This window comes from Microbacterium sp. P26 (assembly GCF_023712585.1).
In the GTDB taxonomy this organism is placed as follows: Bacteria; Actinomycetota; Actinomycetes; order Actinomycetales; family Microbacteriaceae; genus Microbacterium; species Microbacterium algihabitans_A.
This window is the reverse complement of record NZ_JAMAXZ010000007.1, coordinates 219,814-233,195: the sequence shown is the minus strand read 5'-3', so window position 1 is coordinate 233,195 and position 13,382 is coordinate 219,814. Positions and strand designations below refer to the sequence as shown.

The following is a 13,382-nucleotide window of genomic DNA, read 5'->3' as shown; positions in this document are numbered from 1 at the left end:
GTACGTCCCCGCGTGGGCACGCGTGGGTGCGCGCGCGTCGCGCGTGAGGTAGCGCCCGCGGCCATCCCGCCCCCTCCTCCGGCGCGGACCGAACTCGTCCAAAAATATTCTCGAGAATATTTTCAATCCTCTGATCTGGTCTTTATCGCTATCCGGATGCCGTTACGCCGGGCGAATCGCAACATTCCGCAATCCGATGCGCCGGGGGTCCCGAATGCCCTGTGTAAGCCGCTCCACGGCGAACCGCCCCTCGCACCGGGGTGTCCCTGACGGGTCGCAGACGCGATCCGGACGATTTCGGAGGAATGTCATGCTCACCAACAAGAAGCCCGTTATTGCTGGTCTCGCCCTCGTTCTGGGCTCGGCCTTCGCACTCACCGCCTGCTCGGGCGGCTCCACCGCCGGCGGCAGCACCACCGACGAGTCCTCGTCGATGCCGTCGATGTCCGCATCGCCGTCGATGTCGGCTTCGTCCAGCGCCATGGACCCCGCCTCCAACCTCGTGGGCCCCGGTTGCGCCGACTACGCCGCCGCCGTTCCGTCCGGTGCGGGTTCGGTCGAGGGCATGGCCGCTGACCCGGTCGCCGTCGCCGCGTCGAACAACCCGCTGCTCAAGACGCTCACCGCAGCCGTCTCCGGCCAGCTGAACCCCGACGTGAACCTCGTCGACACCCTGAACGGCAGCGAGTTCACCGTCTTCGCTCCCGTCGACGACGCGTTCGCCAAGATCGACGCCGCGACCATCGACTCGCTGAAGACCGACTCGGCCACCCTGACCAAGATCCTCACGTACCACGTGATCCCCGGCCAGCTCTCGCCCAGCGAGATCGACGGCACCCACGCCACGGTCGAGGGCCAGGACGTGACCGTCGCCGGCTCGGGTGACGCGATCACCGTCAACGGCACCACCAACGTCATCTGCGGTGGCGTCCAGACGGCCAACGCCACGGTGTACCTCATCGACTCGGTGCTGATGCCCCCGATGTAAGTCCTCGGACGCGCGACGATCGCGCATCCGACCGATCACTGAGTGATCGATCCTGACGGCGAGCGCCGGACCCCAGGCGAGGGGGTCCGGCGCTCGCTTTGGTTCGTCAGGAACCCAGCACGCGGACGATCTCGTCCTGCACGAGACGCGCGGCGACGGGGCCTGCGTTCATGAACCAGGGGTCGAAATCGACGGTCGTCGTCTTCCCGTCTGCGACGGCGGAGAGGGTCGACCACAGCGGCGCGTCCTCGATGAACGAGACGCCCTGCCCCGTTCCCCCGTAGAACACGTGATCGGCATCGGCGAGGTCGATCTGCTCGGCGCTGATCTCCTGCGAGGTCTCGTCGAACCGCTGCGACTCCGGGCGTCCGAGACCGAGGTCTTCGGCGATCCCGCCCGCGAAAGAGGGCACGCCCATGATGCGCGTGCGATCGCCGGTCGACTGCAGGAACGACACCGTCGGCTCCCCCGCGGCGTGCGTCGCGGCGAAGTCCGCGCTGTCGCTCTGCAGCGCGTCCAGCACGCTGCGAGCCGTTCCCTCATCGCCCAGGGCGTCGGCGATGAGCAGGAAGTCGCTCTTCCAGTTCACACCGTTGCCCTTCGTCACCACCGTCGGGGCGATCGCCGAGAGCGCGCCGTAGAGCGCCTCGCCGCGCGTCGAATTGATGAGGATGAGGTCGGGCGCCGCCTGCGCGATGGCCTCGAGGTCGGGCTCGGTGCGTTCTCCGATGTCGGTCATCGCGTCGAGCGACGCGGCGTCGTCCGCGAACGCGTCGCGAAGGTACTGCGGCACGAGCCCGCTGTTCTCGGCCCGGGTCGCGGCGATCGGCACGTCGCCGAGCGCGAGGAGCGCGTCGAGCTGCCCCGTCGAGACGACGGCGATGCGCGCGGGCGCAGCCGGGACCTCGGTGAACCCGGCGAAGTGGGTCACCTCGCGCGGGAAGACGCCGTCGGCCTCGGCGGAGCCCATGCCCGGCTCGAGGTCGCGCGAGACGACCCACTCCCCGGTCGCCGCGGCTTCGGCATCCACCTGCGGGGTGGAGGCGGCGGGGCCGGCGCAGCCCGCGAGGGCGACGACGGCGACGACACCGAGAGCGGCGACGAGGGGACGGAAACGATGGCGGGAAGACAGGGAACGAAAAGCAATCACGGGTTTAGGTTATCCTTACCTTTGTGCTCGACATCCACCCAGCCGTGTCTGCGGATGCCGACTCCTCGGCGCGCCTGCGTCGCCGCTCGAGGGCGCGCCTCGCGGTCGTCACGCTGGGCCTCGCCGTCGTCCTGATGGGCGTGATCGTGGCGAGTCTCGCCGTCGGATCGCGGGCACTCTCACCGGCTGAGGTCGTCTCGGCGCTGTTCTCGGATCGCACGGATGCCGCGGGCGTCATCGTGCACCAGCTGCGCCTGCCGCGCACGGTCACCGCACTGATCGCGGGTGCGTGCCTCGGTGTGGCCGGAGTGCTCATGCAGGCGCTCACCCGCAACCCGCTCGCCGACCCCGGACTTCTCGGGGTGAACGCGGGTGCCGCCCTCGGCGTCGTCGTCGCGATCGCCGTGTTCGGCATCGGTACCGCGAGCGGCTACGTCTGGTTCGCCTTTGCGGGGGCAGCCGGCGCGGCCGTGCTCGTCACCCTCGCCGCCCGACCCGGGCGACGCAGCGACACCGTCGGGCTCGTGCTCGCGGGGGTCGCGCTCAGCGCCTGCCTCGGTGCGCTGGTGCGCATCATCACGCTGGCCGACGACGACACGTTCGAGTCGTTCCGCTTTTGGGCGGTCGGGTCGTTCGAGCGACGCGATCCCGACGTCGCCGTGCAGCTGCTCCCGTTCGCCGTCGTGGGGATCGTGCTGGCGATCGTCGTCGCGCGCGGCCTCGATCAGCTGCGTCTCGGTGACGACCTCGCCCGGGCTCTCGGCGTCTCCCCGCTCCCGGTGATCCTCGGCGCGGGTGCGGCCATCACCATCCTTTGCGCGGCGGCCACCTCCGCGGCCGGTCCCCTCGCGTTCATCGGGTTGCTGGTCGCGCACCTCGTGCGCGGATCGGTGAGCGGTGGCCTTCGGTCCTCGCTCACCCTCGCGGCGGTCGGCGGCGCCACCCTGACGCTCGCGAGCGACGTCGTCGGTCGCGTCATCGCGCTTCCCGGCGAGGTGGAGGCGGGGATCGTCGCGGCCTTCGTCGGTGCTCCCCTGCTGCTCTGGCTGATCCTGCGGAGGGCGACGTGACCGCGCTCGTGCGGCGCCGTACCCGCCGTCCCGTCATCACCCTCTGCGTGACGCTGGCCGTCGCCGTGGTGGCGGCGGTGGTCGGACTGACGACCGGCTCGTTCCAGGCGTCGGTGGGAGACGTGGCATCCGCCCTCTCCGGCACAGGCGACGCACGCACCTCGCTCGTCGTGCTGGGCCTGCGGGTTCCCCGGATCTCGGCCGCGCTCGCGATCGGCGCCGCTCTCGGGCTCGCCGGGGCGGTGTTCCAGACCCTCGCCCGCAACCCGCTCGCGAGCCCCGACATCGTCGGCTTCAGCGCCGGCTCGGCCACCGGGGCGTTGATCGGGCTGACCCTCATCGCGCCCACCGCGTCGCCCGCTGCGGGCGCGTGGATGGGCGGGCTGCTCACGGTCGTGGTCGTCATGATGATCGCCCGGCGCGTCGGCGTGTCGCGCGAGAAGACGATCCTCGCCGGAATCGCGCTGAGCATGCTGCTCTCGGCCCTCAACGACTACCTGCTCACGCGCGCGCCACTCGAGATCGCCCGCAACGCCACGCAATGGCTGCACGGCAGTCTCGTCGCCGCCTCGGCATCCGACGTCGTCCTGCTCGTCGCCTCGCTGGCGGCGCTGTCGACGGTGCTGGTCGTCGTGCACCGCGACTTCCGCGCGCTCGAGTTGGGCGACGACACCGCCCGCTCGCTCGGCGTGCGCACGGGTCGCGCCCGGCTGGTGCTCGTCGTCGTCGCGGCGCTGCTGACCGGCACGGCCACCGCGGTCGCGGGACCGATCGGCTTCGTCGCCCTCGCCGCACCCCAGCTGGCGAGGCGGGTGATGGGCACGAGCGGCATCCCTCTCGTCGGGTCGGCTGCCATCGGCGCGACGGTGCTGCTCATCGCCGACGTCGTGGCGCAGCGGGCGCTCGCTCCCCTGCAGATCCCGGTCGGGCTCGTCACAGGCGTGGTGGGCGGGGCGTACCTGTTCTGGATCGTGGCGCGCACGCGCCGGTGAACACGCGGGCCCGTTCGCGCCCGGTACGCTGGAGACATCAGGGCCTGTAGCTCAGTTGGCAGAGCATCGGACTTTTAATCCGCGGGTCGAGGGTTCGAGCCCCTCCGGGCCCACCATACGAATACTGGGATCGCGAGTCTTCGGCGTGCTCCGGCGAATGGAAATCCCGGCGCGAACCCGTCCGCCATTATTGTGTCGGTGTGGACTTGGGACCAGTGATTTAGACCGCGGCGAGGGGATACTGGCTCAGGACGTCGTTCAGCGCCTCGTCAACCGAGGTCAGGTCTTTGAGAATCTGATCGACCAGATCGCGCTCCTGTTTCGGCTCACGCATGGACTTCGCCCTGTTGACATGACCGTGCGAGGCAGGGTTTCGCCGGTCAGAGAGGGTCTCAAGACTCGCGATGAGCGTTATCGGAACCGCGCCCTCTCGAAGCCCGATGGGATAAGTCAATTTGAGGAAGTCTCGGGAATCGATCCCGTGGCTGGACTTGACCATCGACCGGTAAGCCTGAAGAGCATCCCAACACAGGTGACGCGCGAGATGAACGTCACTCTCGTGGATCAGTAGAGCAGCATCGGTCCGTCGCGTCGTGTGCCAAATCAGAAGAGCACGACCAGAGGCTGTGTCTTGACCTTTGAGAAAGCGGTCGATTCCTCCTGACGCAATCTGCTCGCATCGACGTTCTACGAAGAACTCCAACTCAGCGCTTGCCAACATAGTGAACGCCAGGGCACGAGCGTGGTCTTCGTCGGTGTACTGACTGAAGTCGTCCTTGCGCACGAGGAAGAAGCGGTCGAGTTTCTCGATCTGGCTGAGAAGGCCGGTCAGAAGAGGGGAGCTCACGGATCACCTAGTGAGCAGCGCCTCGGCACGACCGACGATGTCCAAAGGATGACCCACAAGCTCCGCGACTCTCACGCCGAACCGACGAAGACGTTCGCCAGTCGCGCCAATGGACTTTGTGGTGCTCTGGAGGCTGTCGGCAAAGACCGTGTCGGTGGTGCACAGATCTTCGAACGCAAGCTTGATCCCCTCCCGGTGAGCGACGAGTTCGTCGTCGCTCAGAGCGGGGTCACCCAACACGGCCGTCATTGTGTCGAAAACTGCGATGTTGAAGCGGCGGTTGTAGGTGTCACGCTCAAACCTCATGAAAGCCTCACGGTCGAACACCGCAAAGGTCCTCTCAATTGCCTGCTCACATCGCGATGCGAGGTCGTTGTAGAAGTCGGATCCGTTCTTGGCCCAGTTGCTACCTTCGCGCTTACAGGCGTCATCCAGAAACTGGCGCAACACGCCACGGTAGCCCTCGAGGTCCAGTTGGAAGGCGAGATAACGGAGCAGCATCTCCGCGTCACGCATTCGGAAGTCGGCCTTCTTCGTACGACGCGCCCGATGAATGGGCTCGCTCTCGGCGGAGCGTGTATTGACCCATTCGGTGAACTCGGATGGGAACAAAGCCTGGCGCAGTTCTTGCGGCGAGAGCGCCACGCTGCCCTGGTTCAGCCGCACGAACACCTGATAGAGCACCGCTGGATCACGCCAGTTACGCACCACTATCGTGCGAATGGGTTGGGCCAGGAAACTTTCTGCCAACTCCGATGCCGTGAGTGATTCCTGCATGTCTTGGAAGTTCATCCCCGCTGCGTCACGCGCAAATTCGAGCTTGCGCAGTTTGAACCCGGGGTACTTCTCGTCGGGCGCAGCGAACTGCTTGATCGTTATGAGACGTTGCTTCCCATCGAGGACGATGAACCGCCCCTTATGCGCGGGGTCCTCCGCGAGCACGATCTGTGGCACCGGAAGGCCAACGATCAGGGACTCAATGTAGAGGCTCTTACGCTCCGTGTTCCAAGCATCACGGCGCTGGAACATCGGATTGATGTCAAAGCTCGTACCAATGCGTTCGAGCAGGGAGGCAACGCTCCAGTCGAGCGTGTACAAGACGAGATCAGCAATTGTCTCTAGAGTGAGCGACTCACCCTCGTCGAGATCGTAGTCGGAAACGTCGTCTTCAAGCTCGGGAGGGTCGATCGTTGCGCCGGTCATATGCCGACCCTAGCGCTAGCCCTGTGCGGCGAACGCTTCGAACTTCGCCACGTGCTGCGCGTAGTCGGTCGGGTACAGGTGCGAGTAGATCGTGTCTGTGGTGACGACGCTGGCGTGGCCGAGCCACCGACTCACTTGGTACGGAGGGAAGCCTGCTGCGAGCCAGAGCGAAGCGGCAGTGTGTCGGAGGTCGTGGACGCGGATCGCCGGTAGCTGCGCGCGGACCAGCGCGGGCTTGAAGTAATTGCGGCGGAACGTGGCGACGTCCCAGACGCGGTCGTAGTCCACTCGGTGCGAGCCCGGCATCCGTCCCGGCCAGAACAGTGCGTCCCCGTCGCCCGAGCGCGGGTGCTGCATGGTCAACGCCTTGAGATCAGCCAGCAGCCTTCGGTTGAGGATCGGCACCTCGCGGGATGAGCGGCGAGACTTGGGCGTCCCGAATACCCATTCCCCCGTCTCGCTCTCGACGCGCTTGATCCACTGCGCGGTCTGCCGAACGGAGACGTGGCCCGCGTTCAGGTCGATGTCGCGAACGCGCAGCCCAGCGACTTCGCCCGCCCGCAGCCCCGTGTAAGCCATGAACCGAACGAGCACGTCGTACGGCTTGAAGTTCGCGAGCTCGGCGGCGGCGGCTTCGACCTGTGCCACGGTCAACACCGAGAGTTCGCCGTCGTCCACGTTCTGCGACTTAGGCAGGTCGATGCCGTCACATGGGTTAAAGGCGATGCGCCGATCCCAGACCGCGTACTTCATCACTTTGCGTAGCGCTACGTAGCAGTGGTGAACCGTCGCGGGTGCCAGCCCCTCTGCCGCGAGCTCGTTGATCCACGTCTGCACCTCTGCGCGCGTCACGGTCGAGATACGCCGTGACCCGAACTTCGGCAAGACCCGACCCGCATAAAGGCGCTCGTTGCCGTGGAAGGTCCTCGGCTTCAGACGTGGGCGAGACGCCTCCAGGGATGCAGCCACCATCTGCGCGACGGTGGTTGTGTCCTTCACGAGGGAACGCGTCGTGTCCCCCAGGTCTCTTGCGGCTTCCACCTTCACTGCGAACCGCTCTGCCTCTCGCTTGACGGAAAAGGTGCGCTGCAACTTGTTGTCGCCGTCACGCCACAGCACCTCGTACGCGACACCGTTGGGCGCCTTCTGCCTGGCAACCTCGCGGATGTGTGCCATGTCAGTACTCGCCTTTCCGTGCGCGTTCGATGAGGTGGTTCTTGTCGTATCTGCCCATGAGCCAGGGCTGCTCGTGGTCGGCCTGCCAGATGTACCGGGCGCGGATGAGCCAGCCGAAGCTACTCATGTGGCTCTCGACCACGCGGGCGGGGTGGTCTGGGCCTTCGAGAACGACATCGCCCGCGCGCACGCTCCGAACCGGGACGGCGTCGGTCTCGGGCCGGAGGTTGTAGGGCGTCCCGAGGGTCTTGTGTCGGGGCAGGGGTCGCCCGGCGCGTCCCACGGATCAGCCCTCCGAGCCGGCCACGGCCAGCGCGGGCTCCGGCGCGGGGTCTCGGGCGATCTGCGCGGAGGGGACGGGCGGGCGCGACAGAATGCGCGACACGACAGGGCTCGTCCATCGCCCTCCACGCTTGGTCGGGTAGCCCTCGTGGGAGAGCGCCGCCGCGATGAAGGCGCAGGTCTGCCCCGCGGCGCGTAGGTCCCGCATGAGGGTGAGGGCTTCTTGCTCGGCGGGGATGGGGTGGAGCATCCCGGATCGCGCGCGATAGCCGTAGGGCGCGGGGCCGACAGCCCTCCCGCCGTGGGCGGCTTTGGCTCGGCGCCCATCGCGCATGCGCTTGACGACCATCCCGCGGTCTAGCTGCGCGAAGACCCCGGCCATCTGCCGCATCGCTGTCCGCATCGGGTCGTCGGGGTCGTCTCGCATGACCTCTCCGACATCCACCGAATGGACGGCGCGGTGGTGCTTCCAGACCTGCGCGAGTACGGCCTCCTGCACCGTGAGCGAGCGGGCGAGGCGGTCCAGGCGAGCCACCAGCAGCGCGTCTGCGTCGCCGTCGCGAAGGCGAGCCAGAGCCGACATGAGTCCGTCGCGGTCGGTGGCCTCCAACGTGCCGGACACGCCCTCGTCCCGGAAGGTGGCGGCGACCTGGAGGCCGTTGGCCTTTGCATAGGCGAGACAGGCTTGCTCCTGCACGTCCAGCCCGAACCCGTCGAGCTGGCCCAGCGTGGACACGCGGAGGTAGACGACGGCGTTCACGCGACGACCCCTGGCTGTCGTCGCCTGCTAGCGTGCATGCCTGTGTGGGAAGTACTTGGGTCCTTCTTCGCGTCGTTCGACGGGCCAGCTATCGCGACAGCGCTGCTTTCCGCCGCAGCCGTCGCAGTGTCCGTCGTCGCCCTCGTCCGATCAAGCAGCCCGAAGCCGCACTGGCAAGCCGACGAGCCGCTAGTTATCGAGGTCCGCGACCGGTCGACGTACGACAACGAGACGGGCAGGCCTTTTTGGGGCAAGAAGAAGAAGTGGGTCGTCGACGTGAGGCAGCACGGCGCTGGCGTGGCGGAATCCATCACAACCCAGGTTCGGCCTCCCGACGGAAGTTGGACTGTCGAGCACGCCATCGCAGACCCGATGACCGTCGGCCGTATGGGGCTCGTTCGTGTGCTTCTCTGCGACGGCGAGAAGCTCCCCGGGGTGTATCGCGTTCGGGTGCGGTACCGGTACCTGCCCAAGACCCACAAAGTGCGTACATGGACCGGGACGGTCCGCATCAGTTGACAGCGCATGTCCTTCTCCTTGGTTTCTCGGGGTTGCCGCCGATTCCGTAGAACTGGCGGCAGGTGACGAGAGGGAAGCGAACCCTGAGATGCGGCAAATCACTACTCCACTCGGAGGATCCGATTTGCTGGCCCTACATCGGAGTGGATCGGCCCGGGGGCTCCCGGTCTACCCGGGGACCGGTTCCGCTCCGATGTAAGGGCTTGTAGCGACGCTCCGGCTACTACCGGTCGAATCGCGCCGGGCGGGTTCCGGCGCGGCGTCGGCGAGGACGCTCGGGTTCGGGCGGTGCGTCGGCGTAGCGCTGCGCTTCGGCCTCCATGACCTCGCGAGCGATGCCCCGACCCATCATCCGCGCGTAGGCCTCGCGGTAGCGGCGTTCCTTGTCGAACATGCCCGCGCGGGAGAGAGCCTCGGTCTCCTGCTCCGCCAGGATCGCGTCTTGCGCGGCCTGCGCCTCGGCGTTCCGCGTGAGCCCGACCGGCGCACGGCGCCTCTCCCGCTCAACCTCCGCGAACGCCAGGCGGTCGTGGCGGTTCATCAGGGGCGGCTCGTCCACCAGGTCGGCGTCCACCACGTCGGCGTCTGCGGGGGCCGCTTCGAGCGCGGCCTGCTCGTCGTCCGGGTAGATAACGTCGAGGTCCACGATCGCGTCCCCGACGAAGTCCTCAAACGACCGCGGCGCCACCACGCCGACCTCAATGGTCTGCTTACCGCCGAGGTTGGCTCGGTCGAGCAGGTCCTTCACGGCGAGCAGCTTGGTCCGGTCATCCACTTTCTTGGAGTGGATCATCTCGATCAGCTTCGCCGCTGCCGCATCCGCCGACATAAGGATGCGCGTCTGAGCCTTCGCGCGAACCTGAGGGGCTGCGCCGCCGTGCGCTCTGCAGACGTTGCTGCCTTGTATGGGTGGTCTCTTGCAAGGGACACCGCTAACGGTCCGAGCCGAGCACGTCACCTTGGGCGACCGCCCGTCCTTCCACGTTTGACTCATGGCCTTGCCTCTCTGTTCATGCTCTCTGAGCGGTAGTCGTTCATGGACCTGTTTGCCTGGGGGTTTGTACTCACTGGTTCAGTCCGTCCCATCCGAGTGAGTACCCTCCCTACGGGAGAGGGGCTACTACTCGGGAGTGAGAACCCCGGGCGTCGGTTCGCACTAGTTCTCACTGGTTCTCACTCCCCTCGGTCGTCAGCGAAAGCCGACGCGGATCAACCGGTCCGACCGAGTACAAAACCGAATTGCGCGGGCCGTCTTCGGCAACCAGCCAGCGCTGCTCAACGGCATACGCAATCGCGCGGCGCTTCGGGTCGGGCTTTTTGCCGGGGAGCCTGTCTTGGAGCTCGCCCGCCTTGAGCGGTCCCGCCTCCGACGCGGCCTTGACAGCGTCAAAAGCCTCGAGCGCGGATGTGTGTCGGCGGTCCTGGGTTGGGGTCATCCGCTTCCCGTTCCAGCGGAGCATCCGCGACCCGGGGTTCATCGTCAGCCCACCAAACGGGGCCATGTCCACGTCGCGGCCTAGCGCCGCCAGATAGCGCGGCTCGCTGAAGCGGCCCGAATACGACCAGAGCACGTCCGCCCAGCCCGTCAATCGAGAAGCACCCCGACCCTTCAGCAGCCGGCCAGCATTGGGGTCGTCCGACTCCTCGGGGGCCGACTCTGCGACGTGGTGAACAAGAAATACGGTGTCGACGCCTGCGCGGCGTTTGATGCGGTCCACAGCAGCGAGCCACGCGCTCATCTCCGTATTGGAGTTCTCGTCGCCGGTGTAAAGCGCAGACATCGGGTCCAGCAGCCACACCGAAACATTGCGCTCGCGCAGCCACGACACCGCCCAGGATTCGACCTCGGCCACGTCGAATGGGACGGCGTACCCGCGCAGGTGTTCGGGGAAGAACGCCTCGGCGCGAGGCATGTCAAAATCTCGGAGCCATGCCCGCGCCTGACGGTCGAATAGTTCGGCGTTCCACCAAGCGACGCTGCGTCCCTGCGGGATCGGCTCCACACTGAAGTGACCGAAGAGTGGATCACCCGACAGCAGCGAGTGCGCGACGTTGAGGATTAGTGAGGTCTTACCCGACTTGGCCTGCGCGTTGACAACCACATTGGCCCCTTGGAATGCGAGCTCGGGGATGAGCCAGGCGATCTCTTGGTCGGGCTCGTCTTTCTGCACGGCCCAGGAACCCTGATCACCGGGCGGCTCCCAGCCCTCTGCCGAAAGCACGGCGCGCGCTTCGCGCTGGATGCGGAGCCACTCGGCCTGCTCGTTGATCTTGGCGGTGCGCTCGTCGGCGATCTGGTCGCTTGCTGACGCCGCGGCGTCGAACGCCTCCGCGAGGTCATCGGCTGTCGCGTGCCAGAGCAGCAAGTCCGTCACGTCCTCGCCGCTGTCCGGGCTGAGGCCGAGCGAGGTCAGGTCCACGATGCTCGCAGAACCGCCCAACTCCCGTAGCTGCTTGCTGACCTTCGCGGCGCCCTCCCGCCCTGCCTCGTCGCAGTCGTACCCGATGTAAACCTCGCGGCCCACGAGAACGTCGAGGTCCGCAGGGACGTTCTTCGCTCCACCCGTCCCCGACACCGCGACGTATCGCCCGTCTGACTCCTGCTGCGCGAGTAGACGGTCGAACTCGCCCTCCGTCACGAACACCGGCAGGTCCGGGTGCGCAGCAAGGTCATCGACGCCGTAGAGGAACGAACCTGTGCCGTGCCCCTGGATCGAAATGATTTTGTTGGCGGCGTTGGGCGCATCGACGAGATATCGGCGGACGTTGATGATCGTCCCGTCCTGGATAACGGGAATCAGGATTCGCCACTCGTTGTCGCGTTCGTTGAACTCCAGGCCGAGCCGAGCCTCCTCGATGGTGTCGAGGCTCAGCCCGCGCCGATCCGTGAGAAACCGAAGGTAGTCGTCGGACACACCGTCTTCTTCCCATAGCCGAAGCTCCGCGCGGTCCACTCGCAGGCGTGTGGCTTTGTCAACCTCCCGAGGCTTGGCCCGCGGTTTCGGCACAGGATTGCGCACAGCTCGCATGGCGGCGTCCGAGAGAGGCGCGGCCGTGATGCCCCTCGCCGTCATCAGGCGGCGCAGCTTGGCGATGGAACCGCCGTGCTCGCCGTCTGATTTCAGGCAGTTGTACTGACCCGTATCCAGATTGAGCATCCCGCTGGGGCTGCGGCTGGTGTGCGGGCTCTCGCAGGCGGGACAGTACAAGCGCTGTTCGGTGCCGGACGGCTGGCCGTGAATATAGCCAGCCGCGTCGAGGGAAGCCCGCAGGCCCTCGACATCGGCCCTGATTGATTTGGAGTTGTTGCTCACGAAAAGTTCCTTCAAAGTCGGGTGAGCGCGTCGAGGCCTTGGTGTGACGCTCGGCTTGCGAATGTGGACGGCGCTAGGCCCGGGGAAAAGAACGGACGCTCACCTGATGGCCCGCACAGTGAAGGACTCCACGAGAGCGTCAAGCTGTTCGTCGGTGAAGAAGACGCGGACGCCGATTTTCAGGTGTTCAATGCGGCCCGCCTCGACGCGGCGCTTGAGCATCTTTGTACTGATGACGGCGATGCCGTGGCGCTCACGAATGCGATCTGGGGCGGTCTCGTAGGTGAAGAGAGAACGCGAGGCGGGGTGCTGCTCACGGCTGGACTTGCTGGACATTTGCGGACCTCCTGGGGTGCCGGGAGTGACCGAACCCCGGAGACCACAAAGGACCTCTACGGCAAGGCCACCACCCGAATTGGTAATGGACTCGCCGGAGGTCCTTTCTCCGACTTGCCAGTTCTATGCACTGGCCGCGCTATTTGTCGTATCGATCCCGCGTCATTGAGAGACCGTCACGAGCTAAGTTGTGGTGCCGGATCGCCCGGCGAGAGAAACTTACCCTGAGTAAGCCCCGCGCGCTACTCAACTGCCCCGGCATGCCCCGCTGTCGATGAAGCAATCTGAGCGAGTGCATCTGTCAGGCGGACGGTCTGAAACCTGCGCCAGTCCACAGCGCTCGGGACGTCGCAGTACCACCCGATACCCCCGCAGCCGAGCTCGTCCACGGCTCTAATAAGGTCTAGACCTTTGCGAGGAACGCGCCGGTACGGGTCCAAAGAGCGTCCGTGGCCAGCGGTCCGTCCGCTGAAATAGATCTCCTGGAGCTCCTCGGCTATGTACCAGGCTGTGCGCTTCCGGCCCTGCCAGCGCCAATGCGCCAGCCTGATCGATGCCTCTGTAACGACTCCGCGCGTCTGCGGGTGCATGCTGGCCACCGATGCAGCCTCGTAGCGAAGCGTGGCCAGCGAAACCATTGGCAGCCGCAGCATAGGCGTGTCGCCGCTGATCCCGAATTCGGGTTCCTTAGGCAAATCTGGAGCTTGGGCGAGATAGTGCGCCAACGGTCCGCCTAGCGGCCGCA

Annotated in this window: 13 protein-coding genes, 1 tRNA gene and 1 pseudogene; 5 read left to right on the top strand and 10 right to left on the bottom strand. The window is 66.4% G+C overall.

Translation table 11 applies throughout. The annotated features are described in order from the left end of the window. Positions 1-310: 310 nt before the first annotated feature. A complete protein-coding gene (locus tag M3667_RS14275) occupies positions 311-988 on the top strand; it encodes a fasciclin domain-containing protein (protein ID WP_251508951.1) in 678 nt (225 codons plus the stop codon). 106 nt (positions 989-1,094) lie between these two features. Here the strand turns inward: M3667_RS14275 and M3667_RS14270 are convergent, their stop codons facing one another. Further along, the gene (locus tag M3667_RS14270; protein WP_251508950.1) at positions 1,095-2,138 is read right to left on the bottom strand and encodes an iron-siderophore ABC transporter substrate-binding protein; all 1,044 of its coding nucleotides are present in this window, start codon (positions 2,136-2,138) and stop codon (positions 1,095-1,097) included. Positions 2,139-2,161: 23 nt separating this feature from the next. Between M3667_RS14270 and M3667_RS14265 the strand changes: the two genes are divergently transcribed. The 3 genes from M3667_RS14265 to M3667_RS14255 all read left to right on the top strand — a co-directional run bounded on the left by M3667_RS14265 (position 2,162) and on the right by M3667_RS14255 (position 4,316). After that, a complete protein-coding gene (locus M3667_RS14265) occupies positions 2,162-3,208 on the top strand; it encodes an iron ABC transporter permease (protein WP_251508949.1) in 1,047 nt (348 codons plus the stop codon). Continuing rightward, positions 3,205-4,200, top strand: a complete 996-nt coding sequence (locus M3667_RS14260) for an iron chelate uptake ABC transporter family permease subunit (RefSeq protein ID WP_251508947.1) — start codon at positions 3,205-3,207, stop codon at positions 4,198-4,200. The genes M3667_RS14265 and M3667_RS14260 overlap by 4 nt, the downstream gene beginning before the upstream one ends. A gap of 40 nt (positions 4,201-4,240) precedes the next feature. Next, a tRNA-Lys gene (locus tag M3667_RS14255) sits at positions 4,241-4,316 on the top strand. A 104-nt stretch (positions 4,317-4,420) separates the two neighbouring features. Here M3667_RS14255 and M3667_RS14250 read toward each other — a convergent pair. The 5 genes from M3667_RS14250 to M3667_RS17075 all read right to left on the bottom strand — a co-directional run bounded on the left by M3667_RS14250 (position 4,421) and on the right by M3667_RS17075 (position 8,468). Then, positions 4,421-5,047, bottom strand: coding sequence for a hypothetical protein (locus tag M3667_RS14250; protein WP_251508945.1), 627 nt, complete (start codon positions 5,045-5,047; stop codon positions 4,421-4,423). Positions 5,048-5,050: 3 nt separating this feature from the next. Next, the gene (locus M3667_RS14245) at positions 5,051-6,250 is read right to left on the bottom strand and encodes a DUF262 domain-containing protein (RefSeq protein WP_251508943.1); all 1,200 of its coding nucleotides are present in this window, start codon (positions 6,248-6,250) and stop codon (positions 5,051-5,053) included. Between the two features lie 15 nt (positions 6,251-6,265). Next, positions 6,266-7,426, bottom strand: coding sequence for a site-specific integrase (locus M3667_RS14240; protein ID WP_251508941.1), 1,161 nt, complete (start codon positions 7,424-7,426; stop codon positions 6,266-6,268). 1 nt (position 7,427) lies between these two features. After that, positions 7,428-7,553 (bottom strand): hypothetical protein, encoded by a 126-nt coding sequence (locus M3667_RS16895; RefSeq protein WP_285837771.1) that lies wholly within the window; start codon positions 7,551-7,553, stop codon positions 7,428-7,430. Between the two features lie 159 nt (positions 7,554-7,712). Further along, the gene (locus M3667_RS17075; protein ID WP_251508939.1) at positions 7,713-8,468 is read right to left on the bottom strand and encodes a recombinase family protein; all 756 of its coding nucleotides are present in this window, start codon (positions 8,466-8,468) and stop codon (positions 7,713-7,715) included. A gap of 36 nt (positions 8,469-8,504) precedes the next feature. On the opposite strand from M3667_RS17075, the gene M3667_RS14230 reads away from it, so the two are divergent. Next, complete coding sequence (locus M3667_RS14230) at positions 8,505-8,987, top strand: hypothetical protein (RefSeq protein ID WP_251508937.1); 483 nt, start codon at positions 8,505-8,507, stop codon at positions 8,985-8,987. 223 nt (positions 8,988-9,210) lie between these two features. Here the strand turns inward: M3667_RS14230 and M3667_RS14225 are convergent, their stop codons facing one another. The 4 genes and pseudogenes from M3667_RS14225 to M3667_RS14215 form a co-directional block, all read right to left on the bottom strand. After that, a complete protein-coding gene (locus tag M3667_RS14225; protein ID WP_251508935.1) occupies positions 9,211-9,816 on the bottom strand; it encodes a hypothetical protein in 606 nt (201 codons plus the stop codon). A 48-nt stretch (positions 9,817-9,864) separates the two neighbouring features. Further along, positions 9,865-9,981: pseudogene (locus M3667_RS17145) on the bottom strand (HGGxSTG domain-containing protein); the annotation flags it as partial. 169 nt (positions 9,982-10,150) lie between these two features. Next, positions 10,151-12,301 (bottom strand): AAA family ATPase, encoded by a 2,151-nt coding sequence (locus tag M3667_RS14220; RefSeq protein WP_251508933.1) that lies wholly within the window; start codon positions 12,299-12,301, stop codon positions 10,151-10,153. Between the two features lie 99 nt (positions 12,302-12,400). Next, entirely contained in the window at positions 12,401-12,637 is a 237-nt protein-coding gene (locus M3667_RS14215; protein WP_251508931.1) for a hypothetical protein, read from the bottom strand. Positions 12,638-13,382 lie beyond the last annotated feature (745 nt).